The sequence below is a fragment of the Pantoea sp. Z09 genome (genome assembly GCF_022394795.1).
GTDB classification, from domain to species: Bacteria; Pseudomonadota; Gammaproteobacteria; order Enterobacterales; family Enterobacteriaceae; genus Pantoea; species Pantoea latae.
Genome location: NZ_CP092373.1, coordinates 83962 through 109417, shown reverse-complemented (window position 1 = coordinate 109417; position 25456 = coordinate 83962). Strand labels below are relative to the sequence as shown.

The 25456-nt window shown below is 59.5% G+C and carries 20 protein-coding genes, 2 tRNA genes and 2 rRNA genes; 10 read left to right on the top strand and 14 right to left on the bottom strand.

What is annotated here, in order from left to right; genetic code table 11:
• The first annotated feature begins 61 nt into the window (after positions 1-61).
• Entirely contained in the window at positions 62-1549 is a 1488-nt protein-coding gene (locus tag MC269_RS00490; protein ID WP_239953353.1) for a PLP-dependent aminotransferase family protein, read from the top strand.
• Here the strand turns inward: MC269_RS00490 and MC269_RS00485 are convergent.
• Positions 1516-2139: a glutathione S-transferase family protein gene (locus MC269_RS00485; RefSeq protein ID WP_081136776.1), complete on the bottom strand. Its 624-nt coding sequence runs from the start codon at positions 2137-2139 to the stop codon at positions 1516-1518. The genes MC269_RS00490 and MC269_RS00485 overlap by 34 nt on opposite strands.
• A gap of 98 nt (positions 2140-2237) precedes the next feature.
• Here MC269_RS00485 and MC269_RS00480 point away from each other — a divergent pair, with 98 nt between their 5' ends.
• Positions 2238-3086 (top strand): PhzF family phenazine biosynthesis protein, encoded by an 849-nt coding sequence (locus MC269_RS00480; RefSeq protein WP_081136778.1) that lies wholly within the window; start codon positions 2238-2240, stop codon positions 3084-3086.
• A 28-nt stretch (positions 3087-3114) separates the two neighbouring features.
• Here the strand turns inward: MC269_RS00480 and MC269_RS00475 are convergent, their stop codons facing one another.
• Positions 3115-3873, bottom strand: coding sequence for an SDR family NAD(P)-dependent oxidoreductase (locus tag MC269_RS00475; RefSeq protein WP_239953352.1), 759 nt, complete (start codon positions 3871-3873; stop codon positions 3115-3117).
• Between the two features lie 115 nt (positions 3874-3988).
• Here MC269_RS00475 and MC269_RS00470 point away from each other — a divergent pair, with 115 nt between their 5' ends.
• The 5 genes from MC269_RS00470 to MC269_RS00450 all read left to right on the top strand — a co-directional run bounded on the left by MC269_RS00470 (position 3989) and on the right by MC269_RS00450 (position 9621).
• Entirely contained in the window at positions 3989-4888 is a 900-nt protein-coding gene (locus tag MC269_RS00470; RefSeq protein WP_081136808.1) for a LysR family transcriptional regulator, read from the top strand.
• 45 nt (positions 4889-4933) lie between these two features.
• On the top strand, positions 4934-5947 hold the full coding sequence (yhjD, locus tag MC269_RS00465; protein WP_239953351.1) for an inner membrane protein YhjD: 1014 nt from the start codon (positions 4934-4936) through the stop codon (positions 5945-5947).
• 258 nt (positions 5948-6205) lie between these two features.
• A complete protein-coding gene (locus MC269_RS00460; RefSeq protein WP_239953350.1) occupies positions 6206-7540 on the top strand; it encodes an MFS transporter in 1335 nt (444 codons plus the stop codon).
• A gap of 80 nt (positions 7541-7620) precedes the next feature.
• Positions 7621-8541: a LysR family transcriptional regulator gene (locus MC269_RS00455; protein ID WP_239953349.1), complete on the top strand. Its 921-nt coding sequence runs from the start codon at positions 7621-7623 to the stop codon at positions 8539-8541.
• Between the two features lie 81 nt (positions 8542-8622).
• A complete protein-coding gene (locus MC269_RS00450; protein WP_239953348.1) occupies positions 8623-9621 on the top strand; it encodes an aldo/keto reductase in 999 nt (332 codons plus the stop codon).
• 59 nt (positions 9622-9680) lie between these two features.
• Here the strand turns inward: MC269_RS00450 and ilvC are convergent, their stop codons facing one another.
• Positions 9681-11156, bottom strand: coding sequence for a ketol-acid reductoisomerase (gene ilvC / locus MC269_RS00445; RefSeq protein ID WP_239953347.1), 1476 nt, complete (start codon positions 11154-11156; stop codon positions 9681-9683).
• A 162-nt stretch (positions 11157-11318) separates the two neighbouring features.
• On the opposite strand from ilvC, the gene ilvY reads away from it, so the two are divergent.
• The gene (gene ilvY, locus MC269_RS00440; protein WP_239953346.1) at positions 11319-12200 is read left to right on the top strand and encodes an HTH-type transcriptional activator IlvY; all 882 of its coding nucleotides are present in this window, start codon (positions 11319-11321) and stop codon (positions 12198-12200) included.
• Here the strand turns inward: ilvY and ilvA are convergent, their stop codons facing one another.
• The 6 genes from ilvA to ilvL all read right to left on the bottom strand — a co-directional run bounded on the left by ilvA (position 12201) and on the right by ilvL (position 18759).
• On the bottom strand, positions 12201-13748 hold the full coding sequence (ilvA, locus tag MC269_RS00435) for a threonine ammonia-lyase, biosynthetic (protein WP_239953345.1): 1548 nt from the start codon (positions 13746-13748) through the stop codon (positions 12201-12203).
• Between the two features lie 3 nt (positions 13749-13751).
• Positions 13752-15602, bottom strand: a complete 1851-nt coding sequence (gene ilvD, locus MC269_RS00430; RefSeq protein ID WP_239953344.1) for a dihydroxy-acid dehydratase — start codon at positions 15600-15602, stop codon at positions 13752-13754.
• Between the two features lie 60 nt (positions 15603-15662).
• Positions 15663-16592: a branched-chain amino acid transaminase gene (locus tag MC269_RS00425; RefSeq protein WP_081136798.1), complete on the bottom strand. Its 930-nt coding sequence runs from the start codon at positions 16590-16592 to the stop codon at positions 15663-15665.
• A gap of 12 nt (positions 16593-16604) precedes the next feature.
• Positions 16605-16868, bottom strand: a complete 264-nt coding sequence (gene ilvM / locus MC269_RS00420) for an acetolactate synthase 2 small subunit (protein WP_081136800.1) — start codon at positions 16866-16868, stop codon at positions 16605-16607.
• Positions 16865-18511 (bottom strand): acetolactate synthase 2 catalytic subunit, encoded by a 1647-nt coding sequence (gene ilvG / locus MC269_RS00415; protein ID WP_239953343.1) that lies wholly within the window; start codon positions 18509-18511, stop codon positions 16865-16867. Before ilvG ends, ilvM begins: the two co-directional genes overlap by 4 nt.
• Before the next feature lie 149 nt (positions 18512-18660).
• Positions 18661-18759, bottom strand: coding sequence for an ilv operon leader peptide (ilvL, locus tag MC269_RS00410; protein WP_071813600.1), 99 nt, complete (start codon positions 18757-18759; stop codon positions 18661-18663).
• A gap of 328 nt (positions 18760-19087) precedes the next feature.
• Here ilvL and MC269_RS00405 point away from each other — a divergent pair, with 328 nt between their 5' ends.
• Positions 19088-20608 carry a YifB family Mg chelatase-like AAA ATPase gene (locus MC269_RS00405; protein ID WP_239953342.1) on the top strand — a complete coding sequence of 507 codons (1521 nt, stop codon included), beginning with the start codon at positions 19088-19090 and terminating at the stop codon, positions 20606-20608.
• A gap of 27 nt (positions 20609-20635) precedes the next feature.
• Here MC269_RS00405 and MC269_RS00400 read toward each other — a convergent pair whose 3' ends face one another.
• Positions 20636-20974 (bottom strand): DUF413 domain-containing protein, encoded by a 339-nt coding sequence (locus tag MC269_RS00400; RefSeq protein ID WP_033753510.1) that lies wholly within the window; start codon positions 20972-20974, stop codon positions 20636-20638.
• Between the two features lie 121 nt (positions 20975-21095).
• Between MC269_RS00400 and hdfR the strand changes: the two genes are divergently transcribed.
• A complete protein-coding gene (gene hdfR, locus MC269_RS00395; RefSeq protein WP_081136806.1) occupies positions 21096-21920 on the top strand; it encodes an HTH-type transcriptional regulator HdfR in 825 nt (274 codons plus the stop codon).
• Positions 21921-22037: 117 nt separating this feature from the next.
• On the opposite strand, the gene MC269_RS00390 is transcribed toward hdfR, so the two are convergent.
• The 4 genes from MC269_RS00390 to MC269_RS00375 all read right to left on the bottom strand — a co-directional run bounded on the left by MC269_RS00390 (position 22038) and on the right by MC269_RS00375 (position 25383).
• Positions 22038-22113, bottom strand: a tRNA-Trp gene (locus tag MC269_RS00390).
• Positions 22114-22121: 8 nt separating this feature from the next.
• Positions 22122-22198, bottom strand: a tRNA-Asp gene (locus tag MC269_RS00385).
• Between the two features lie 74 nt (positions 22199-22272).
• A 5S ribosomal RNA gene (rrf, locus tag MC269_RS00380) occupies positions 22273-22388 on the bottom strand.
• 92 nt (positions 22389-22480) lie between these two features.
• Positions 22481-25383 (bottom strand): 23S ribosomal RNA (locus tag MC269_RS00375).
• Positions 25384-25456 lie beyond the last annotated feature (73 nt).

The window sequence follows — 25456 nt, the reverse complement described above, 5'->3', positions numbered from 1 at the left end:
CTATTGTTATGGTTACAGTTAACGCTTTTTTCAATTGTACCCATGCCGCGCGGAGGCTTTTGTGTCCCCTTCCTTGTCAGACGATCGGCCGCTCTACCACCAGCTGGCCGATAGCTTCGCCGAAGCGATCCATCAGGGCACGCTCAAGCCCGGCAAGCGCCTGCCCGCGATTCGCCGCGTGGCGCAGACCCATCAGATCAGCATCAATACCGTGCTCAATGCCTGGCAGCTGCTGGAAGATCGCGGCCTGATTGAGGCGCGGCCGCAGTCGGGCTACTACGTGCGCAGCGTGCTGCCCGCCGTGACGCCGCCGGCGCCGCACCGCGCACGCATCAAAGATCCGAGCAGCGAAAAGCTCGACCTGATCGACCAGGTCTTCGCCGCGCAGAACCATCCCGACTATATCAATATCTCCCTTGCCTGTCCGCAGGACGGCGAGCTGTATCCCTCGGCGCGCCTGGGCCGTATTACCGCCTCGCTGCTGCGGCGCAGCCCCGATCTTATCGGCCGCTATGCGCTTCCACCAGGAAGTGAGCGCTTACGGGAGGAGATCGCGCGCCGCGCGCTGCATGGGGGCATGTCGCTGACCAGCGACGCCATCACCCTGACCCACGGCTGTATGGAGGCGCTGCAGCTGGCGCTGCGCGCGGTCACGCAGCCGGGCGACTGCGTCGGGCTGGAGTCGCCGACCTACTTTTTCCTGTTTCCGCTGCTGGCGTCGCTGGGTCTGAAGGCGCTGGAAATCCCCACCGATCCGCAGCACGGGCTTTCGCTCGACGCGCTGGAGATGCTGCTGCAGGAGAAGCGCATTCAGGCGCTGATCGCCATGCCGAGCGCGCAAAACCCGCTCGGCTGCTGCATGTCGCGCCAGAACAAACAGCGGCTGGCGACGTTAGTCAACGCTTACCAGGTGCCGCTGCTGGAAGACGGGCTGTATGACGAGCTGCAGTTCGACTGGCCGCTCTCCCCCGCCGTGAAGTCGTTCGATAGCGAAGGCTGGGTGATTTACTGCACCAGCTTTACCAAAACCGTCGCGCCGGACTTCCGCATCGGCTGGATCGCCGCAGGCCGTTTCCATGAGGCGGTTGCCCGTCTGAAAGCGGTCTCCTCGATGGCGGAATCGCGCCTGCTGTCGGAAACCCTGGCGGAATTTCTCGCCAACGGCGGCTACGATCACCATCTGCGCACGCTGCGCCGCCGCTACGCCGCCAATATGGATGAGGCGCGCGGCCTGATCGCCCGCTATTTCCCGCAGGGCACGCGCGCCACGCTGCCGCGCGGCGGGTTTGTGTTTTGGGTGGAACTGCCGCAGCGGGTCGATACGGTGGCGATGTTCCGCCGCCTGTTGCAGGAGCAGATCTGCGTGACGCCCGGCGCGCTCTATTCGCTCAGCGAGCGCTATAACCACGCGCTGCGGCTCTCCTGCTGCTATCCGTTTGACGAACGCTACACCTGGGCGCTGAAGCGCACCGGCGCCATCGCCTGCGAGCTGGCGGGTCTGGCGCCAGGTATCGATCAGGGCTTGCCGTTGCGGCCCCAGACGGTGTAAGGCGTACGTTCGGTGAGGCGTTCGTAGTAGTTGCGCACCGCCGGCAGGTTGGGATGATCCAGCGGGGTTTCGAACCAGCGATTGACCGCTAGCCCGACGCCGATATCCGCCAGCGTAAAGTTGCGGCCTGCGACGTAGCGCCCGGTTTTCTCCAGCTGCTGGTTGAGAATGCCCATGGTGTGCGTCCAGCCCTTACAGGCCGCCGCCAGCAGGCGCGGATCCTGATGCGCGGGGGAATTGCGCACCAGCGACATAAAGGCGTAGCGCCACGAGGTGTTGAGTTCGGTGGACTGCCAGTCCATCCACTGGTCAATCGGCGCGCGGGCGCGCGGGTTTTGCGGATAGAGCCAGTCGCCTTCGTAGGCGTTCGCGATATAGCGCAAAATCGCGTTCGACTCCCACATCACGAAGTCGTCGTCGATCAGCACCGGGATAAGCGCGTTGGGGTTCAGCGCGAGAAATTCCGGTTTGCGCAGGGAGTCGGGTTCGGTGCCCCACGCTTCGTGGTCATAGTCGAGATCCAGTTCATCGCAGAGCCAGAGCACTTTGCGCACGTTGATCGACGAGTCGCGCCCAAGAATTTTCAGCATAACGGTCTCCTGCAGCAATTGTTAACATATTGATAACCCTGTCAGGCGATAAACGCAAATCCCGGGCGCGGAAATGCCCTGTTGAGAAAGGAGTAGTCATGAAAGTCGCGTTTAAGCAAGTTGATGTCTTTACCTCGCTGGCGTTTAACGGCAATCCGCTGGCGGTGATCATGGATGCGCAGGGTCTGAGCGACGAGCAGCTTCAGGCTATCGCCCGCTGGACCAATCTGTCGGAAACCACCTTTGTGCTGCCGCCGCAGCATCCGCAGGCCGACTACCGCGTGCGCATCTTTACCGTTGAGGGCGAGCTGCCGTTCGCCGGTCATCCTACACTGGGTACAGCGCACGCGTTGCTGGAAGCGGGCTGGCCGACAAAAACGCCGGGCAGGATGGTACAGGAGTGCGGCGTCGGCAACGTTACTATTGATATCACCGCCGACGGCTCGCTGGCGTTCGCCGCGCCGGAGGCGACAATTACCCCTTTCACTGACGCGCTGATGGGCAACGCACTCAACTGCGAGCGGTTCGACACCACGCAGACGCCGGTGGTGGTGGATATGGGCATTCGCTGGCTGCTGGTGCCGATGATCAGCGCCGAGGCGGTGCTGGCGATTAAACCTGCCGTGAACGATTTACAGCGCCTGATCGCCCATGCGGGCGCCACCGGCGTGATGCCGTTCGGCCCGCTGCCGCAGGGCGAGAGCGAGCAGTATGAGGTGCGCGGCCTGCTGGTCGAGAACAACAGCCTGACGGAAGATCCTATTACCGGCAGCGCCAACGCCTGTCTGGCGCGCTATTTTGCCGCCCAGGGCCAGCAGCGGGATTACCGGACGCGTCAGGGCACGGCGATCCAGCGTCAGGGACGGGTATCGGTGCGCTTCGAGGGCGACCAGATCTGGATCGGCGGCAAGACGGTGACGGTGATTGACGGCACCATCGCGCTGTAGGCCCGCAGCCGCCGCGCGTCCGTGCGGGTTATAACGCCTGACCGCCTGACGCCTCGATGCGCTGCGCCGTGATCCAGCCGCTCTCCTCGCTGAGGATGGCGCTGATGGCGTCGCCGATATCGTCCGGCTGGCCCACGCGGCCCAGCGCGGTCAGCGCCGCGATGGTGTCGTTGATCTCTTTGTTGTCGCGCACGCGACCGCCGCCAAAGTCGGTTTCGATGGCGCCCGGTGCCAGGATATTGACGCGAATGCGGCGTTCGCCCAGCTCTTTCGCCTGATAGCGCGTCAGCACCTCCATCGCGCCTTTTACCGAGGCGTAGGTGGCGGAACCGGGATAGGTCATGCGCGTCAGGCCGCTGGAGATATTCAGAATGCGTCCGCCGTCGTTAATCAGCGGCAGCAGCTTCTGCGTCAGAAAATAGGGCCCTTTAAAGTGAACGTTGACCAGCGCGTCAAACTCCTCCTCCGTGGTCTCGCGAAAGGGCTTATAGTGACCATGTCCGGCGTTGTTGATTAAATAGTCAAAGCGCTCGCGCTGCCACTGCTTTTGCAGCGCCGCTTTCACCTCGGTGACAAAGCTGTCGAACTGGCGGCTGTCGCCGACATCCAGCGGTAGCGCGGCCGCGCGGCCGCCCAGCGCTGTGATTTCAGCGACCACCGCCTCCGCTTCGTCGCGATGGCTGCGGTAGGTAAAAAGGATATCAACGCCCTTTGCGGCCAGTTTTAACGCCGCATTCTTGCCTAAACCACGATTTGCGCCGGTAATTACAGCAATTTTGTTAGACATGTTTCGATCCTGTTGAGAAATTGAACACAGGATCAGGATATTCCCGAATAATTGATCTATAAACGCATGGGAATACGCCGCACTGTTTCACTTACAACAACAATCGGTGAACAACATGGATAAAATTCACGCAATGCAGGTTTTTGTGCGGGTGGCGGAGATGGGCAGTTTTACCCGCGCGGCGGAAAGCCTTGGCCTGCCGAAAGGCAGCGTGTCGCGCCAGCTGCAGGCGCTGGAAAATCAGATGGGTACCCGACTGCTGCACCGCACCACGCGCCGCGTGCAGCTGACGCAGGATGGGCTGGTCTACTACGACCGCTGCCTCGATCTGCTGTCGATGCTCGACGATATGGACAGTTTGTTTCAGCACGATCCCGCCACGCTCAGCGGCAAGCTGCGCGTCGATATGTCGGTGGCGATGGCGACCGGTTTTATCCTGCCGCGCCTGCCGGAATTTCTGCAGCACTACCCTGGGATAGAGATTGAGCTGAGCAGCAGCGACCGCATGGTGGATGTGATCCGTGAAGGCTTCGACTGCGTGATACGCGTCGGCGAGCTAAAAGACTCCGGCCTGATTGCGCGCAAAATCGGCACCTACACCTTAATCAACTGCGCCAGTCCCGGCTACCTCTCCCGCTTCGGCATGCCGACGCGGCTGGAGGCGCTCTCGTCGCACGCCATGGTGCACTACACCCAACAGCTCGGCCAGCCGTCGCCCGGCTTTGAATATTTTGACGGCAAACAGTGCCACTACGTGCAGACCGGCGGCGTTGTCACGGTTAACAGCACCGAAACCTATCGCGCCGCCTGTCTGGCCGGGCTCGGCATTATTCAGGTGCCGGCGATGGGCATCTATCCGCTGCTGGAGTCTGGCCAGCTGGTGGAGGTGCTGCACGCCTTCCCGGCGAAGCCGATGCCGATTTCGCTGCTCTATCCTCATCGGCGCAACGTGGCGCGCCGGGTGCGCGTATTTATGGAGTGGCTGAGTCAGGTACTTCAGGAGTATGTCACCTGAGCGGCTATAATTGCTTTTTTATGTTTAGCAGGATGACAACTGTCTATGACGGACAAACAGGAACATGCCACCCATTCCGAGCAGCCCAAACCGCTGATTGATATTCAGACCGGCAATAAAACCGTCGACGGCTCGATTCGTCGCGTGTCGCGTTTTGCCGCCTGGTTTCAGGCCATCCCGGCCGTGGCGCACTTTATTCGCGCGCTGGAGCGCTTTAACGATCGCCTCGGCAGTCAGTTCGGCGCCGCCATCACCTACTTCTCGTTTTTATCGCTGATCCCGATCTTAATGGTCTCGTTCGCCGCCGTGGGTTTTGTGCTGGCGTCGAATCAGGATCTGCTGTCGGAGCTGATCAACAAGATCGTCAGCAGCATCAGCGATCCCACGCTTGCCACCACGCTGAAGAATACGGTGAATACCGCGATTCAGCAGCGCGCCACCGTCGGCATCACCGGCCTGCTGCTGGCGCTCTACTCCGGCATCAACTGGATGGGCAACCTGCGTGAAGCGGTGCGCGCCCAGTCGCGCGACGTCTGGGAGCGCAAGCCGGACGATCAGGAGAAGTTCTGGAAAAAATATCTGCGTGACCTTATCTCGCTGATCGGCCTGATGCTGGCGCTGGTGATCACCCTGTCGCTGACCTCTATCGCCGGCGCGGCGCAGGCGGCGATCGTCAACGCGCTGGGGCTGGCGGATATCGAGTGGCTGCGCCCGGCGATGACCGCCATCGCGCTGGCGATTTCGATTATGGCCAACTATCTGCTGTTTCTGTGGATTTTCTGGATCCTGCCGCGCCACAAGCCGCGCAAGAAAGCGCTGTTTCGCGGTACGCTGCTGGCGGCTATCGGCTTTGAGGTGATCAAGTTCGTGATGACGCTAACGCTGCCGAAGCTGGCCTCGTCACCCTCTGGCGCCGCCTTTGGCTCCGTGCTCGGCCTGATGGCGTTTTTCTACTTCTTTGCGCGCCTGACGCTGTTTTGCGCCGCCTGGATCGCCACCGCGAAATATAAGGACGATCCGCAGCTGCCGGAAGGCGGACGTAAAAAAGGTTACCAGTAGCGAAAAATTTCTCCCTTCGGCTGTTTTTTGGCCAACCAGCAGGATGAATAGCTGAAGGGTCACTTTTATTTCCCCGTTTTATAGAGATTCCCGCTGCAAAAGGCGGGCTTCTCCCTGCCTTAATCCACGCATTTCATGCCAGCACACATTATTCACTTTTTCGCCGAAAAAGCCCGTTCTGGCGCGGTTTATCGCCGTTGAATGCGGCATGACAGGTGCGTAATATTCCCTGTCTCTATTTACAATTAAGAAACAGTTATGCAAGCCTCCATTACAGAACCTCTGAAAAAGTCACAAGACGATACGCCAGTGAACTCTCGCGGCAAAGTCGTGGTGGCCTCGCTGGTCGGTACGGCGATTGAATTCTTCGATTTCTATATTTACGCCACCGCGGCGGTGATCGTTTTCCCGCATATTTTCTTCCCACAGGGCGATAACACCGTGGCGACGCTGCAGTCGCTGGCGACCTTCGCCATCGCCTTTGTGGCACGTCCGATCGGCTCCGCGCTGTTTGGCCACTTCGGCGACCGCGTGGGACGTAAGGCGACGCTGGTCGCCTCGCTGCTGACCATGGGCGTCTCTACCGTGGTGATCGGCTTGCTGCCGGGTTATCAGTCGATTGGCGTGGCGGCCCCGCTGCTGCTGGCGCTGGCGCGTTTTGGCCAGGGGCTTGGCCTCGGCGGCGAATGGGGCGGCGCGGCGCTGCTGGCGACGGAAAACGCCCCGGCGAAAAAACGCGCGCTCTACGGCTCCTTCCCGCAGCTTGGCGCGCCGATCGGCTTCTTTTTTGCCAACGGCACCTTTCTGCTGCTCTCCTGGCTGCTGACCGACGAGCAGTTTATGCAGTGGGGCTGGCGCGTGCCCTTTATCCTCTCGGCGGTGCTGGTAATTATCGGCCTTTACGTGCGCGTTTCGCTGCATGAAAGCCCGGTGTTCGCGAAGGTGCAGAAAGAGAAAAAACAGGTGCGCGTGCCGATCGCCGCGCTGCTGAGCAAGCATCTGACGGCGACCATTCTCGGCACCTTTATCATGCTGGCGACCTACACGCTGTTCTACATTATGACTGTCTACTCGATGAGCTACGGCACCGCGCCGGCGCCGGCGGGTCTCGGCTTCTCGCGCAACAGCTTCCTGTGGATGCTGATGATGGCGGTGATCGGCTTCGGCGTGATGGTGCCAATCGCCGGACTGCTGGCGGATCGCTTCGGCCGTCGTAAAACCATGATTACGATTACGCTGCTGATTATCGGCTTCGCCTTCCTGTTCCCGTCGATGCTGGGCTCGGGTTCGCAGGCGCTGGTGATGGCGTTCCTGCTGCTCGGCCTGAGCGTGATGGGGCTGACCTTCGGCCCGATGGGCGCCCTGCTGCCGGAACTGTTCCCGACCGAAGTGCGTTATACCGGCGCCTCGTTCTCCTATAACCTGTCGTCGATTCTCGGCGCCTCGGTTGCGCCCTATATCGCCACCTGGCTGAACGCCCACTACGGCCTGCAGGCGGTGGGCTACTATCTGGCGGCGATGGCGGCGCTGACGCTGATCGCGCTGATCGCCTGCAAAGAGACGCGCCACCAGACGCTGTACGAAGCGGTGTAACCCGCATCAACAAACCCGGCTCAGGCCGGGTTTCTCGCTATGTTATAGTGGCTCTCTTCCCGGTATGCAGGAAAAGAGCCATGGCGACGGCAGCCCACCTGATCAGCAACACCCTTCCCAGCGTTAAACAGCTTCAGTGTTTTCTCGCCGTGGCGCACGAGCTGAATTTTCGCCGCGCCGCCGAACGCCTCAGCATGACTCAGCCGCCGCTGACGCGGCAGATCCAGAGTCTTGAAGCGCTGCTGCGCCAGCCGCTGTTCAGCCGCAGCACTCACGCGGTGAGTTTGACCGAGGCGGGACGCGCGCTGGTCGGCAAAACGGAGAAAATTCTCGCCGATCTTGACGCCCTTAGCGCCGATTCCCTTTCCCGCCAGCATCGGCTGCGCATCGGGCTGACCCGCACGCTGGACTTTACGCGCATCGCGCCGGTCGCCGCGCGGCTGGCGTTGCTGGACAGCGGTGATGAGATCGATTCGCCCGATCTGACCTCGGCCCAGCTGCTGCAATGTCTGGCGCAGCAGACGCTGGATCTGGTGTTAACCGGAGAGAAAGGCGCAGGCGACGAGCAAGGCGTGCAGTATCGCTGGATCTGCCGCGAGCCGCTGCTTGTCGCGCTGCCCGCCCGGCATCCCGCCAGCCGGCAGGAAACCGTCTCGCTAAACGACCTCAGCGGCCTGCCGCTGTTCTGGTTTGCCAGACGCGCCAATCCCGCCTTTTATGACAAGTGCGAACAGCTTTTCGCCCAGCTGACAACGCCGCTGACAAAGCGCAAAGAGCCGGAGGATTCGCTGACGATGCTGTCGCATATTGCCCGCGGTAAAGGCTTCGCGCTGCTGCCGCAGTCAAAGTGCGCCTTTGCTCAGGCAGGCTTGTGTTACCGGCCGCTGCCCGACAGGGAAGCGCAGCAGCTGGCTATCGACGTCTACGCCGCCACGCGCCGTCACGACGCGCGCGCTGTGCTGCTGCAGGCGCTGAACACCCTGAGCGACAGCGCGCCTTAATACCTTTTCGGCATCACAAAAATGGCAATTCCCTGCTGCGCCGGCGGGTGAAAGAATCAGCGCAGGCAAACAGGAGGGATTATGCAAACGCGATTCTTAGCAAAAGACTTAGCGGTCAGCGCCATCGGCTATGGCGCCATGGGCCTCAGCGAATTCTACGGCGCGACGGATGAGGCGCAGTCGCTGCGCGTTCTCCACCAGCTTATCGATCTGGATCAGACCTTTATTGATACGGCGGATCAGTATGGCCGCGGCCACAATGAAACCCTGATCGGCCGCTTTCTGGCCGGGCTGGAGAGCGCCGCGCGCAGCCGGTTCAGGGTCGCCACCAAGTGCGGCATCGAGCGCGCGCCAGAGGAGGCGTATAGCCGCACCATTAACAACCGGCCTGACTATATCACCCGCTGCTGCCACGACTCGCTAAAGCGGCTGGGCGTCGAGCGCATCGATCTGTTCTATCTTCACCGCGTCAGCCAGGCGACGCCGATTGAAGAGAGCATGGCGTGCCTGAGCCAGCTGGTGAAGGAGGGCAAGATAAACCATATCGGGCTGTGCGAAGTCTCGGCCGCCACCCTGCGCCGCGCGCACGCCGTTCATCCCGTCGCCGCGCTGCAGACAGAGTACTCGCTGTGGACGCGCGACGTTGAGCAGGCGATCCTGCCCACGGTAAAAGCGCTGGACGTCGGGCTTGTGGCCTATTCGCCGCTGGGCCGCGGCTTCCTGACCGGCAAATATCGCCACAACAGCGATTTTGCCGATGGGGACTTTCGCCAGCACAATCCGCGCTTTCAGCAGGCGAGCCTCGATCATAATGCGGCCTTGCTGGACGCGGTGCGCCCACTGGCGGAGAAGTATCGCTGCACGCCCGGCCAGATTGCGCTCGCCTGGCTGCTGGCGCAGTACCACAGGCTGGTGCCGATCCCCGGCACGAAACAGATCGGCTATCTGACTGAAAACGCGCAGGCGGCAGAGATAAGGCTGGAAGAGGCGGATGTGGCGCTGCTCAACACCCTCCACCAGCGCGTTGAGGTGCAGGGAGCGCGCTATACGGAAGAAGGGATGAAAGGCGTGAACGCCTGAAAGGAAAAACCCCGGCAGGCCGGGGTTTTATCAGTGCTGAAAAAGGTGGCGCGCGTGGCTTAGCTGGCGACGGCGATACGCTTCATGTCGGTCATATAACCGCGCAGCTTACGGCCAACCGCTTCGATCGGATGCTGGCGAATCGCTTCGTTGACGTCGCGCAGCTGCGCGTTATCAACCTGGGTGCCTTCGATCGCTTTGCCCAGGTCGCCTGGCTGCAGCTGAGTCATAAACTCTTTCAGCAGCGGCACCGCGGCGAAGGAGAAAAGATAGTTGCCGTACTCGGCGGTGTCGGAGATCACCACGTTCATTTCATACAGACGCTTACGCGCGATGGTGTTGGCGATCAGCGGCAGCTCGTGCAGCGACTCATAGTAGGCGGACTCTTCAATAATGCCCGCGTCGACCATGGTTTCAAACGCCAGCTCAACGCCCGCTTTCACCATCGCCACCATCAGAACGCCTTTGTCGTAGTACTCCTGCTCGTCGATTTTGCCGTCGAACTGCGGCGCGGTTTCAAAGGCGGTTTTGCCGGTCTCTTCGCGCCAGGTCAGCAGGTTTTTGTCGTCGTTGGCCCAGTCAGCCATCATGCCTGACGAGAATTCGCCAGAGATGATGTCATCCATATGCTTCTGGAACAGCGGCGCCATAATTTCTTTCAGCTGCTCTGACAGCGCATAAGCGCGCAGTTTCGCCGGGTTAGAGAGGCGATCCATCATCAGCGTGATGCCGCCGAACTTCAGGGATTCGGTGATGGTTTCCCAGCCGAACTGGATCAGTTTTTCGGTGTAGGCCGCGTCGTGACCTTCCGCCACCAGCTTGTCGAAGCAGAGCAGCGAACCGGCCTGCAGCATGCCGCACAGAATGGTCTGCTCGCCCATCAGGTCAGACTTCACTTCCGCAACGAAAGAGGATTCCAGCACGCCCGCGCGGTCGCCGCCGGTGGCTGCGGCCCAGGCCTTGGCGATCGCCATGCCTTCGCCTTTCGGGTCGTTTTCCGGGTGCACGGCGATCAGCGTCGGCACGCCGAATCCGCGCTTGTACTCTTCGCGCACTTCGGTGCCCGGACATTTCGGCGCCACCATCACTACGGTGATGTCTTTGCGAATGGTTTCACCCACTTCAACGATGTTGAAGCCGTGCGAGTAGCCCAGCGCCGCGCCATCTTTCATCAGCGGCTGCACCGCCTGCACCACGGCAGAGTGCTGCTTGTCCGGCGTCAGGTTCACCACCAGGTCAGCCTGCGGGATCAGCTCTTCATAGGTGCCGACCTTGAAGCCGTTCTCGGTGGCCTTGCGCCAGGAGGCGCGCTTCTCGGCGATCGCTTCGGCGCGCAGCGCATAAGCGACGTCCAGACCAGAGTCACGCATGTTCAGGCCCTGGTTAAGGCCCTGCGCGCCACAGCCCACGATGACCACTTTTTTCCCTTTCAGGAAGCTGGCGCCGTCGGCGAATTCATCGCGCGCCATAAAGCGACATTTGCCTAACTGCGCTAACTGGTTGCGCAGATTCAGTGTGTTGAAGTAGTTAGCCATGGGGCACTCCGGTCAGATGTTGTGTTTGTTTTTGTCCTGTAACGGCGTAAACAGCAGCGCCGCGAATGACCCCATCATATGACAGGAAATCTGTTGCTTAAATTGATATATTAGCAAGGTCACATTGCAGAATTTGCAACGCTACGGGAGAGGTCAAGGCGCATGGATTTACGAGATTTAAAGCTGTTTCTTCATCTGGCTGAAAGCTGCCACTTTGGCCGCACCGCGCGCGCCATGCACGTCAGTCCATCCACGCTGTCGCGCCAGATCCAGCGCCTTGAAGAGGATGTGGGACACGCGCTGTTTCTGCGCGACAACCGCACCGTCACCCTGACCGAAGCGGGCGAGCGTCTGCGCCAGTTCGCGCAGCAGACGCTGTTGCAGTATCAGCAGCTGCGCCACGTGATGGATCTTAACGGCCCGTCGCTGAGCGGCGAGCTGCGCCTGTTCTGTTCGGTGACGGCCGCCTACAGCCACCTGCCGCCGATTCTGGATCGCTTTCGCGCCGAGCATCCGCAGGTGGAGATTAAGCTGACCACCGGCGACGCCGCCGACGCTATTGAAATGGTGCAGTCCGGCGAGGCGGATCTGGCCATCGCCGGGCGGCCCGAGTCGCTGCCCGCCAGCATCGACTTTACGCCGCTGGGCCTGATCCCGCTGGTGCTGATCGCCCCGGCGCTGCCCTGTCCGGTGCGCAGTCAGGCGACCCAGCCGTCGCCCGACTGGGCGCAGATCCCCTTTATCCTGCCCGATCAGGGTCCGGCGCGACGCGGTATCGATCTCTGGTTTCGTCGTCACCGTATTCCCAATCCGCATATCTACGCCACGGTTTCCGGCCATGAGGCGATTGTGTCGATGGTGGCGCTCGGCTGCGGCATCGCGCTGCTGCCGGACGTGGTGCTGGAGAATAGCCCGGAGCCGGTGCGCAATCGCGTGCTGACGCTGGAGAATGTGGAGTCGGTGGCGCCGCTGGAGCTGGGCGTCTGCGTACAAAAAAAGCGGCTCGGAGAGCCGCTGATTCACGCCTTCTGGCACCTGCTGTAATTACTGCCCGGCGAGGAAGAAACGGAACGCCGGGTTATTGGCTTCGTCGTGGAAGTCATAGCCCAGCTCGGTAAGATGCGACTCAAAGCGCGGTTCGTTGTCGCCGATTTCAAACGCCGCCAGTACGCGACCGTAATCGGTGCCGTGGCTACGATAGTGAAACAGCGAGATATTCCAGTGCGTGCCGAGGGTTTGCAGGAACTTCAGCAGCGCGCCCGGCGCCTCCGGGAACTCGAAGCTGAACAGCCGTTCGCGCAGCGGCTTCGACGGACGGCCGCCCACCATGTAGCGCACGTGCAGCTTCGCCATCTCGTCGTCGGAGAGATCCACCACCTGATAGCCGCCCTGAATCAGCTGGCTGATAATCTCGCCGCGCTCCTCCAGCCCGCGCGTCAGACGCACGCCGACGAAGATGCAGGCGTTGTCGGCGTCGGCGTAGCGGTAGTTGAACTCGGTCACCGCGCGTCCGCCCAGCGTCTGGCAGAACTTCAGGAAGCTGCCCTGCTGTTCCGGGATGGTCACCGCCAGCAGCGCTTCGCGCTGTTCGCCCAGCTCGCAGCGCTCGGAAACATAGCGCAGGCCGTGGAAGTTGACGTTGGCGCCTGAAAGAATATGCGCCAGCCGCTCGCCTTTGATGTCGTGCTGCTGGATATATTTCTTCATGCCCGCCAGCGCCAGCGCGCCTGACGGCTCCGCCACCGCGCGCACGTCTTCAAACAGATCTTTCATCGCCGCGCAGATGGCGTCGCTGTCGACGGTGATGATGTCGTCGAGATATTCCTGACACAGGCGGAAGGTTTCGCTGCCGATGCGCTTCACCGCCACGCCTTCGGCGAACAGCCCGACGCGCGGCAGATCCACCGGCTCGCCCGCTTCAAGCGCCGCTTTCAGGCAGGCGGAGTCTTCCGACTCTACCGCGATCACCTTGATTTGCGGCATCAGCTGTTTGATCAGCACCGCCACGCCCGCTGCCAGGCCGCCACCGCCCACCGGCACGAAGACGCGATCGAGATGCGCGTCCTGCTGCAGCAGCTCCATCGCCAGCGTGCCCTGACCGGCGATTACCGCCGGATGGTCAAACGGCGGCACGAAGGTGTAGCCCTGCTGCTCCGCCAGCTCGATCGCTTTGGCTTTCGCCTCGTCGAAGTTAGCGCCGTAGAGATAAGCCTCACCGCCAAATGCGCGCACTGCATCCACCTTGATGTCTGCCGTGGCTACCGGCATCACAATCAGCGATTTGATGCCGAGCCGGCTGGCGGAGAGCGCCACGCCCTGCGCGTGGTTGCCAGCCGACGCCGTTACCACGCCGCGCGCTTTCTGCTCTTCGTCTAGTCCGGCGATCATCGCGTAGGCGCCGCGCAGCTTGAAGCTGTGCACCGGCTGCCGATCCTCGCGCTTCACCAGAATGGTGTTGCCGAGACGCGATGAAATCTTTTCCATTTTTTGCAGGGGCGTCACCTGTGCCACTTCATACACCGGTGAGCGCAGCACGGCGCGCAGATATTCTGCGCCGCAGGGCGACGCAGGTAGCGGTTGAGCCTCAGCCATTGGTTAGCCTCCCAGCTTGCTCTTGTCGCGCACTGCGCCTTTGTCGGCACTGGTGGCGAGGGATGCGTAGGCGCGCAGCGCGAACGAAACCTGACGCACGCGGCCGTGCGGCGTATAGGCCGCTTCGCCGCGCGCTTCTTCCTCTTCGCGACGCGCGTGCAGTTCGTTGTCCAGCACCGCCAGTTTGATGCCGCGGTTCGGGATATCGATCTCGATGATGTCGCCATCTTTCACCAGCGCGATGGTGCCGCCGCTGGCCGCTTCCGGCGAGGCGTGGCCGATCGACAGGCCGGAGGTGCCGCCAGAGAAGCGTCCGTCGGTGATCAGCGCGCAGCTTTTGCCGAGGCCCATCGATTTCAGGTAGGTGGTCGGATAGAGCATTTCCTGCATGCCCGGCCCGCCTTTCGGCCCTTCGTAGCGGATCACCACTACATCGCCCGCCACCACTTTGCCGCCGAGGATCGCTTCAACCGCGTCATCCTGGCTTTCATAGACTTTCGCCGGGCCTTTAAAGGTCAGGATCTCTTTGTCTACGCCCGCGGTTTTAACGATACAGCCATCTTCCGCCAGGTTGCCGTAGAGCACCGCCAGACCGCCATCCTGCGAGTAGGCGTGCTCGCGGGTGCGAATACATCCCTCGGCGCGATCGTCATCCAGCGTCTCCCAGCGGCAATCCTGCGAGAAGGCCTGGGTGGTGCGAATGCCCGCCGGACCGGCGCGGAACATATCCTTCACCGCCTGGTCTTTGGTCAGCATGATGTCGTACTGATCCAGCGTCTCGCGCATCGTCTGCTGCAGGATGTTGCGCGCGCTGGTGTCGATCAGGCCGGCGCGATCCAGCTCGCCGAGGATGCCGATAACGCCGCCGGCGCGGTGAACGTCTTCCATATGGTATTTCGGGGTGCTCGGCGCCACTTTGCACAGCTGAGGCACTTTGCGCGACAGGCGGTCGATATCGGAGATATTGAAGTCGATTTCGCCCTCTTGCGCCGCAGCCAGCAGGTGCAGAACGGTATTGGTGGAGCCGCCCATGGCGATATCCAGCGTCATGGCGTTCTCAAAGGCCGCTTTAGTGGCGATGTTACGCGGCAGCATGTTTTCGTCATCCTGCTCGTAATAGCGTTTGGTCAGGCTCACGATGCGCTTGCCCGCGTTGATAAACAGCTCTTTGCGGTCGGCGTGGGTCGCCAGCAGCGAGCCGTTGCCCGGCTGCGACAGGCCCAGCGCTTCGGTCAGGCAGTTCATCGAGTTGGCGGTGAACATGCCGGAGCAGGAGCCGCATGTCGGACAGGCGGAGCGTTCGATCTGCTCGCTGTCGGCGTCGCTGACGTTCGGGTTGGCGCCCTGAATCATCGCGTCGACCAGATCCAGCTTGATGATTTTGTCGGAAAGCTTGGTTTTCCCCGCTTCCATCGGACCGCCGGAGACGAAAATCACCGGAATATTGAGGCGCAGCGACGCCATCAGCATGCCCGGGGTGATTTTGTCACAGTTGGAGATGCAGACCATGGCGTCGGCGCAGTGCGCGTTGACCATGTATTCGACCGAGTCGGCGATCAGCTCGCGCGACGGCAGCGAATAGAGCATGCCGCCATGGCCCATGGCGATACCGTCATCCACCGCAATGGTGTTGAACTCTTTGGCTACGCCGCCCGCCGCTTCGATCTGCTCGGCGACCAGCTTGCCGAGATCGCGCAGGTGGACATGGCCCGGCACAAATTGGGTGAATGAGTTGACCACGGCGATAATCGGCTTGCCGAAATCGGCGTCGGTCATTCCTGTGGCGCGCCACAGGGCTCGGGCACCCGCCATATTGCGGCCATGCGTGGTGGTGGCGGAACGGTACTTAGGCATGCTCTGTTTACTCCAGTCTGTAAATGACGCGGGCACTGCTGCGCCCGCGTTACTCTCTTGTTATGGGTTAACCTGATCCAGCCAGCCGTATTTGTCTTCGGTTTCGCCCGTAAACAGGCCGAAGAAGGCTTTCTGGATTTTTTCGGTTACCGGGCCGCGTTTGCCTTCGCCGACCTGAATGCCGTCAACGCTGCGTACCGGCGTGATTTCTGCGGCGGTGCCGGACATGAAGATCTCGTCAGCCAGGTAGAGCGATTCGCGCGACAGCACCTGCTCGCGTACTTCGATGCCCATATCCTGCGCCAGCTTGATGATGGCGTCGCGGGTAATGCCCGGCAGCGCAGAAGAGGTAAACGGCGGTGTGAACAGAATGCCGTCTTTAACTTCAAACAGGTTTTCGCCCGCGCCTTCGGAGATATAGCCGTTGGTGTCGAGCGCGATGCCTTCCTGATAGCCGTGGCGGCGCGCTTCGCTGCCCACCAGCAGAGAGGAGAGGTAGTTGCCGCCCGCTTTCGCCGCGGTTGGCAGGGTGTTCGGCGCCACGCGGTTCCAGGAAGAGACCATGGCGTTGATGCCATTTTCCAGCGCTTCGGCGCCCAGATATGCGCCCCACGGGAAGGCGGCGATGATCACGTCAGTGGTGTAGCCGTCCGGCGGGTTCACGCCCAGACCAACGTCGCCGACAAACGCCAGCGGACGGATATAGGCGCTTTTCAGATTGTTGTCGCGCAGCACTTTACGCGTCGCTTCCATCAGCTCTTCGACGCTGTATTGCAGCGGGAAACGATAGATTTTGGCGGAATCGTGCAGACGCTGCATGTGTTCACGGTGACGGAACACCACCGGGCCTTTGTGCGAGTCGTAGCAGCGCACGCCTTCAAACACAGAAGTACCGTAGTGCAGCGCGTGAGACATGACGCTGACTTTCGCGTCTTCCCACTTAACCATCTCCCCGTTGAACCAAATAAAGTCTGCTTTCTTCGTGCTCATTCTTATTTCCTTTCACGACCAGGCGTGGATTTGTTGTGATGTTTGTTGCTGGATCTCGACACTGGCGACATCCATAAGTTTGCTTAACTGTGAAGACAGTAAATCGACTGAACGCTGGCTGGCAACGGTCATTTCGATATTAATGGTTTCGCCGTTCGCCACTGCACCCATGTTCATGGCGCAGACCTGAAAGCCGCGATGACGGACGACGCGTAAAATGCGCTCCAATATTTCAGGACGAAAGCGGGCTTCGATAGACAATTGGTGCTGGTTCATACGGTTTTCTCCATCATGTTTGCGTTGCTGGCGCCAGGCGGCACCAGTGGCCAGACGTTTTCATGCTCATCAATCGCAACATGCAGGAAGTAAGAACCTTCGCTGTTCAGCAGAGCATCAAGTGCGGCGTCGACCTCATCTTTACGGCTAATACGCTGGCCTGGAATATCAAACGCGCTGGCCAGCGTCAGAAAATCGGGGTTGTCGGTCAGAATGGTTTCGCTGTAGCGACCGTCGAAAAAGAGCTGTTGCCACTGGCGCACCATGCCGAGACGCTGGTTATCCAGCAGCAGAATTTTCACCGGCAGCTTCTTGCGCTTGATGGTGCCCAGCTCCTGAATGTTCATCATGATCGAGCCGTCGCCCGATACGCAGATCACGGTGTCGTCGGGACGCGCAACCTGCGCGCCGACCGCTGCAGGCAGGCCGAAGCCCATAGTGCCGAGGCCGCTGGAGGTGATGAAATTCTCCGGCGCGCTGAAGTTCATATGCTGCGCGGTCCACATCTGGTGCTGGCCGACGTCGGTGGTAATGACGGCGCTCGCCGGCTTGCGATCGGAAAGCTGCTTCAGCAGCAGCGGCGCGTAGATCGCCTCGCCGGGATGATCGTAGCGCCAGTTGAACGCCGCTTTCATCGCCTTCACCTCTTCGCGCCAGCCTTCAATTTGCAGCGGCATGCTCAGCGCGGGCAGCACCTGATTCAGATCGCCCTGCAGCGACACGTGCGCGCGGCGCAGCTTGTTCAGCTCGGCGGGATCGATGTCGATGTGGATTACGCTAGCGTGCGGCGCGAAGGTATCGAGCTTGCCGGTGACGCGGTCGTCAAAGCGCGCGCCGACGGCAATCAGCAAATCACAGGACTGCACCGCCAGGTTCGCCGCTTTGGTGCCGTGCATACCCAGCATCCCGAGATAGACGTCGCTTTCGCTGTCGGCGCTGCCGAGGCCTTTCAGCGTGGCGACCACTGGAATGCCGGTCTGCTGTGCCATAGCGCGCAGCGCGGGAACCGCCTGCGCCATGCCGACGCCGCCGCCGATATAGAGCATCGGCTTATGCGACTGCGCCATCAGCGCGCGCGCCTCTTCAATATGCTGCGGCGAATGCGCGATTTGCTCTTCAACCGGCAGCAGATGAGGCGTCAGCTCGGCACTGGCGATCTGGATATCTTTAGGGATGTCGACCAGTACCGGGCCCGGACGGCCTGACTGCGCGATAGCGAAGGCTTCCGCCATCACCGAGGGCAGCTCGTCCAGCGATTCAACCAGGAAGCTGTGTTTGGTGCAGGCCAGCGACAGGCCTAAAACGTCGATCTCCTGGAAGGCGTCGGTGCCGATAAACGCCGAAGAGACCTGGCCGGTGATGGCGACGACCGGCACGGAATCCATCATGGCGTCCGCCAGGCCGGTGATTAAGTTGGTCGCGCCGGGACCGGAAGTGGCAATGCAGACGCCGGTTTTGCCGGTGGCGCGGGCATAGCCGATCGCGGCGACCACCGCACCTTGCTCATGACGGCACAGTAGGTGTTCCACGCCGCCATCGTACAGCGCGTCGTACACGGGCATGATGGCGCCGCCAGGATAACCAAACACGGTTTCGACACCCTGCGCGCGTAAAGCCTGAACTACCCACTGTGCACCTGTCATGGTTATTCTCCTGTATCCTTAGGGGAACAACAGAATTTTATGCTACTGCTCATTGTTTGCTCCTCGGTAATTCGCTGAGATTTGCACTGGTCGAAAAAAAACCCCCGGACCTTTCGGTGCGGGGGTTTTTCGAATTCCAGGCTTGATTTTTAAGCCTTTCTTTCTCCAAGCGTAGCCCCGCACGGTGGGTTAATAATCACCACCACGCTAATCACGACTAGGCTAATCACTTGTAGAAGGGCTTTCATCTGTTGTCTGTTTTTTCGTTTGTTCGAAGTAATACCTACAGAGTTATCACAGTTATGCAGGGGATGACAACTTTTTCCATCAGATTTTTTTATGCCTCTGCGCGTGCCAGCCAGCTATCAGACTGTAAACACAGACTTATTTCATGGTTGATAAATATTCATTACGACCGTGACGCAATAAGAAAGGAGAAGTTTGCCTGTTCGCTCGAGAAAAAAAGCAACGCCGTGCATAGCCGCCTGTTTTATTAAGGCCTCTCTCGAAGCCTGAGCGATTCGCCATCGCAGTCGCGTTTTCTGCGCGCCATAATCGCCGCGTTAAGGAGCGGTTATGACATTGTCCAGAGTGCTTACCCGAGCGGCGATTGGCGTCGAGGCGCCGTTGGTCACCATCGAAGCGCATATCAGCAGCGGCTTACCCGCGCTGACGCTGGTGGGATTGCCCGAAACGACGGTCAAAGAGGCGCGCGAGCGGGTGCGCAGCGCCATCATAAATAGCGGGTTCAGCTTTCCCGCAAAGCGCATCACTATCAATCTGGCGCCGGCCGATCTGCCTAAAGAGGGCGGCCGTTACGATCTGCCGATGGCCATCGCTATTCTGGTGGCGTCTGAACAGCTCTCTGACGCGAAACTGACGCAGCATGAGTTCGTGGGCGAACTGGCGCTTAACGGCGCGCTCTGCGGCGTTCAGGGCGCCATTCCGGCCGCAATGGCGGCGATGCGCGCCGGAAGAGAGCTGATTCTTTCGGCCGAGAATCAGCAGGATGTCGGCTTGATCCAGCATGGCGAGACGCGGGTCGCTTCGCACCTGCTGGAGATCTGCGCGTTTCTGCAAGATCAGGCTGCGCTTTCCTGCGCACGCGTTCAGCAGGCTAGTGCCGATCAGGCGGCAGAAGATCTACGCGACATCATTGGGCAGGATCAGGGGCGGCGGGCGCTGGAAATTACCGCGGCGGGCGGACACAACCTGCTGCTGATCGGACCGCCCGGCACCGGCAAAACCATGCTGGCGACGCGGTTGCCCGGCATCATGCCGCCGTTGAGCGATAGCGAGGCGCTGGAGTGCGCGGCAATCGCCAGCCTGACGCAGAACAGGACACTGTCCCAGGCGTGGCGTAAGCGGCCGTTCCGCGCGCCTCACCATAGTGCTTCGATGTATGCGCTTATCGGCGGCGGCTCTTTGCCTCGTCCGGGCGAGATCTCTCTGGCACATAACGGCGTACTGTTTCTGGACGAGCTGCCGGAGTTTGACCGTCGGGTGCTGGATGCGCTGCGGGAGCCGATTGAGTCGGGTCATATCGCCATTTCGCGCGCGCGCGCAAAGGTAACCTATCCTGCGCGCTTTCAGCTGGTTGCGGCCATGAACCCGAGCCCGACCGGACACTATCAGGGTCAGCATAATCGCTGTTCACCGCAGCAGGTGCTGCGCTATCTGAGCAAGCTATCCGGCCCTTTTCTCGACCGCTTCGACCTGTCGATAGAGGTGCCGCTGCTGCCGGCCGGTTTCTTGAGTAATCGGCCTGACGCAGGCGAGTCTTCAGCAGAGGTCGCTGCGCGCGTGATCGACGCACGCGCGTTGCAAATGGCGCGCGCAGGTAAAATTAATGCGCACATGACGCATGCCGATATAAAACAGTGGTGTGGTATCGCCAGCGAGGATGCGATATGGCTGGAAGAGGTGTTGAATCAGCTCGGGCTTTCGGTACGCGCATGGCAGCGTATTTTAAAGGTGGCGCGCACAATTGCTGATTTGGCGGGTGAGGAGAGGATTTTGCGCTGTCATCTTCAGGAAGCAGTCAGTTACCGCACTATCGATCGCTTACTCATCTATCTGCATCGCAGTCTGGAATAAAAAATGGGGCTGATGGCCCCATTCTGCTTAATCGTCGCTGTCGCTGTAATCTTCAACGGTATCCATCTGAGGTTTGCCGCCTGACAGAGTATGGAAACGCTTAGGACGCTTAATGCGCGTCGTGTATTTGGACCATACGCGTTCAGCTTCGGTTTGCGGCTCACGCAGACCACGACATACTTCTAAGAAAAGACGCTCTTCTTCCGTCGTCGGCTCGCGTTTTGCTAAATCGAGTTCGTTGAAAGCAAAACCGTGACGCTCCAGCAGTTGGGCCTCTTTAATGGTGAAATCACCATGCCGCGAGAACCCGCGCGGATAATGTTTGTTATCAAAGAAACGATTTGTGGTTGAGAAGCTTTCCGCCATCTTACACGCTCCTGATTCTCTTATGGCCGAGCTATTAATGGCGCGGAGTATTAGATAGGCTTGACAGAGTGTAAAACAAAACATTTAAATCTATACGACAAACAATTTTTGGGAGAAAGCTGTGGATACGGAATTACTGAAAACTTTCCTGGAAGTGAGCAGAACGCGCCATTTTGGCCGGGCTGCGGAAGCACTTTACCTCACACAGTCCGCCGTCAGCTTTCGTATTCGTCAGCTGGAAAATCAGCTAGGCGTTAACCTGTTTACTCGCCATCGCAATAACATACGGCTCACGTCGGCAGGGGAACGCCTTCTGCCCTACGCGGAAAGCCTGATGAGCACCTGGATGATGGCGAAGAAAGAGGTTTCACACACGCAGCAGCACCATGAGCTGTCGATAGGCGCCAGCGCGTCGCTATGGGAAGCCTATCTGACGCCGTGGCTGCAAACGCTTTATGAGAACCGTGAGAGCCTTCATCTTGAAGCGCGCGTGGCGCAACGGCATCTGCTGGTGAAGCAGCTGCATGAGCGACAGCTGGATCTGCTGGTCACCACCGAAGCGCCGAAGATGGATGAGCTGACCAGCCAGCAGATTGGCCATATCTCTCTGGCGCTTTTCAGAGCGCGTAAAACAGAGAAGCGTGAGAAGTATGATTACATCAAGCTGGAATGGGGCGCGGACTTCCATCAGCACGAGAGCTACCTGTCAGGTGGCGACGACGTGCCGGTATTAACCACCACCTCTGCGCACGTTACGCGCGAGCTGCTCTATACCACGGGTGCCTGCGCCTTTTTGCCGGACTACTGGCATAGCCTTTACAGCGATCTGATGGTTATCCCCGATACGCCGGTGGCTGTGCGTCCTTTGTATGCGGTGTGGCTGCAGAACAGCGACCAGCAGGCGCATATTCGTCAGCTGTTGAAGTTTCCGGTTCTGGCGCGTTGATGGGGGACTGAGTAAGGTGAAGTCAGGTGAAAAGAGGCTGATCTGTCGGCCTTTTTTTATTTTGGCTGAATAACAGGCAAAAAAAAATCCTTCGCCGAAGCAAAGGATTCTTTTTTCTGGCAGGGGCGGAGGGACTCGAACCCCCAACACCCGGTTTTGGAGACCGGTGCTCTACCAATTGAACTACGCCCCTAAAGAGGGTGGCGGTGCGGACGGGACTCGAACCCGCGACCCCCGGCGTGACAGGCCGGTATTCTAACCGACTGAACTACCGCACCACCGAATACTGCTGCTACCAGCGGGGTCTCGCTGATAACCGGTGTCACCCTCGCGGGTGCATACCAATATGGATGCCTGGCAGTTCCCTACTCTCGCATGGGGAGACCCCACACTACCATCGGCGCTACGGCGTTTCACTTCTGAGTTCGGCATGGGGTCAGGTGGGACCGCCGCGCTAGTGCCGCCAGGCAAATTCTGTTTTCCGCGCCGCCATAAGGCCGCACGGTGTATCCGTCAACAAGCTGAAAATCTCGCGTCTCACAAAACGCCTCTGGCGTTGTAAGGTTAAGCCTCACGGGTCATTAGTACCGGTTAGCTCAACGCATCGCTGCGCTTACACACCCGGCCTATCAACGTCGTCGTCTTCAACGTCCCTTCAGGACCCTCAAGGGGTCAGGGAAAACTCATCTCGGGGCAAGTTTCGTGCTTAGATGCTTTCAGCACTTATCTCTTCCGCACTTAGCTACCGGGCAGTGCCATTGGCATGACAACCCGAACACCAGCGGTGCGTTCACTCCGGTCCTCTCGTACTAGGAGCAACCCCCCTCAGTTTTCCAGCGCCCACGGCAGATAGGGACCGAACTGTCTCACGACGTTCTAAACCCAGCTCGCGTACCACTTTAAACGGCGAACAGCCGTACCCTTGGGACCTACTTCAGCCCCAGGATGTGATGAGCCGACATCGAGGTGCCAAACACCGCCGTCGATATGAACTCTTGGGCGGTATCAGCCTGTTATCCCCGGAGTACCTTTTATCCGTTGAGCGATGGCCCTTCCATTCAGAACCACCGGATCACTATGACCTGCTTTCGCACCTGCTCGAGCCGTCACTCTCGCAGTCAAGCTGGCTTATGCCATTGCACTAACCTCCTGATGTCCGACCAGGATTAGCCAACCTTCGTGCTCCTCCGTTACGCTTTGGGAGGAGACCGCCCCAGTCAAACTACCCACCAGACACTGTCCGCAGCCCGGATAACGGGCCTACGTTAGAACACCAGCCATTAAAGGGTGGTATTTCAAGGACGGCTCCACGCAGACTGGCGTCCACGCTTCGAAGCCTCCCACCTATCCTACACATCAAGGACCAGTGTTCAGTGTCAAGCTGTAGTAAAGGTTCACGGGGTCTTTCCGTCTTGCCGCGGGTACACTGCATCTTCACAGCGATTTCAATTTCACTGAGTCTCGGGTGGAGACAGCCTGGCCATCATTACGCCATTCGTGCAGGTCGGAACTTACCCGACAAGGAATTTCGCTACCTTAGGACCGTTATAGTTACGGCCGCCGTTTACCGGGGCTTCGATCAAGAGCTTCTCCTTGCGGATAACCCCATCAATTAACCTTCCGGCACCGGGCAGGCGTCACACCGTATACGTCCACTTTCGTGTTTGCACAGTGCTGTGTTTTTAATAAACAGTTGCAGCCAGCTGGTATCTTCGACTGGCCTCGGCTCCGGGAGCAAGTCCCCTCACCTACGCGCCAGCGTGCCTTCTCCCGAAGTTACGGCACCATTTTGCCTAGTTCCTTCACCCGAGTTCTCTCAAGCGCCTTGGTATTCTCTACCTGACCACCTGTGTCGGTTTGGGGTACGATTTCGTGTTGCCTGATGCTTAGAGGCTTTTCCTGGAAGCAGGGCATTTGTTGCTTCAGCACCGTAGTGCCTCGTCGTCACGCCTCAGCCTTGACTTTCCGGATTTGCCTGGAAAGTCAGCCTACACGCTTAAACCGGGACAACCGTCGCCCGGCCAACATAGCCTTCTCCGTCCCCCCTTCGCAGCAACACCAAGTACAGGAATATTAACCTGTTTCCCATCGACTACGCCTTTCGGCCTCGCCTTAGGGGTCGACTCACCCTGCCCCGATTAACGTTGGACAGGAACCCTTGGTCTTCCGGCGAGCGGGCTTTTCACCCGCTTTATCGTTACTTATGTCAGCATTCGCACTTCTGATACCTCCAGCGGCCCTCACAGGCCACCTTCGACGGCTTACAGAACGCTCCCCTACCCAACAGTATCGCTACTGCTGCCGCAGCTTCGGTGCATGGTTTAGCCCCGTTACATCTTCCGCGCAGGCCGACTCGACCAGTGAGCTATTACGCTTTCTTTAAATGATGGCTGCTTCTAAGCCAACATCCTGGCTGTCTGGGCCTTCCCACATCGTTTCCCACTTAACCATGACTTTGGGACCTTAGCTGGCGGTCTGGGTTGTTTCCCTCTTCACGACGGACGTTAGCACCCGCCGTGTGTCTCCCGTGATAACATTTCTCGGTATTCGCAGTTTGCATCGGGTTGGTAAGCCGGGATGGCCCCCTAGCCGAAACAGTGCTCTACCCCCGAGAATGAGTTCACGAGGCGCTACCTAAATAGCTTTCGGGGAGAACCAGCTATCTCCCGGTTTGATTGGCCTTTCACCCCCAGCCACAGGTCATCCGCTAATTTTTCAACATTAGTCGGTTCGGTCCTCCAGTTAGTGTTACCCAACCTTCAACCTGCCCATGGCTAGATCACCGGGTTTCGGGTCTATACCCTGCAACTTAACGCCCAGTTAAGACTCGGTTTCCCTGCGGCTCCCCTATACGGTTAACCTTGCTACAGAATATAAGTCGCTGACCCATTATACAAAAGGTACGCAGTCACCCCATAAAAGAGGCTCCCACTGCTTGTACGTACACGGTTTCAGGTTCTTTTCACTCCCCTCGCCGGGGTTCTTTTCGCCTTTCCCTCACGGTACTGGTTCACTATCGGTCAGTCAGGAGTATTTAGCCTTGGAGGATGGTCCCCCCATATTCAGACAGGATACCACGTGTCCCGCCCTACTCATCGAGCTCACAGCCTGTGTGTTTTCGTGTACGGGAGTATCACCCTGTACCCTGCGACTTTCCAGACGCTTCCACTAACACACAAGCTGATTCAGGCTCTGGGCTGCTCCCCGTTCGCTCGCCGCTACTGGGGGAATCTCGGTTGATTTCTTTTCCTCGGGGTACTTAGATGTTTCAGTTCCCCCGGTTCGCCTCGCAACACTATGTATTCATGTTGCGATAGTGTGTCGAAACACACTGGGTTTCCCCATTCGGACATCGCCGGCTGTAGCGGTTCATATCACCTTGCCGGCGCTTTTCGCAGATTAGCACGTCCTTCATCGCCTCTGACTGCCAGGGCATCCACCGTGTACGCTTAGTCGCTTAACCTCACAACCCACAGGCGTCTTGCGACGTCGCGGTTGTGATTATTGAGAGACTCGAACGCGTTGCCTTTATTCCT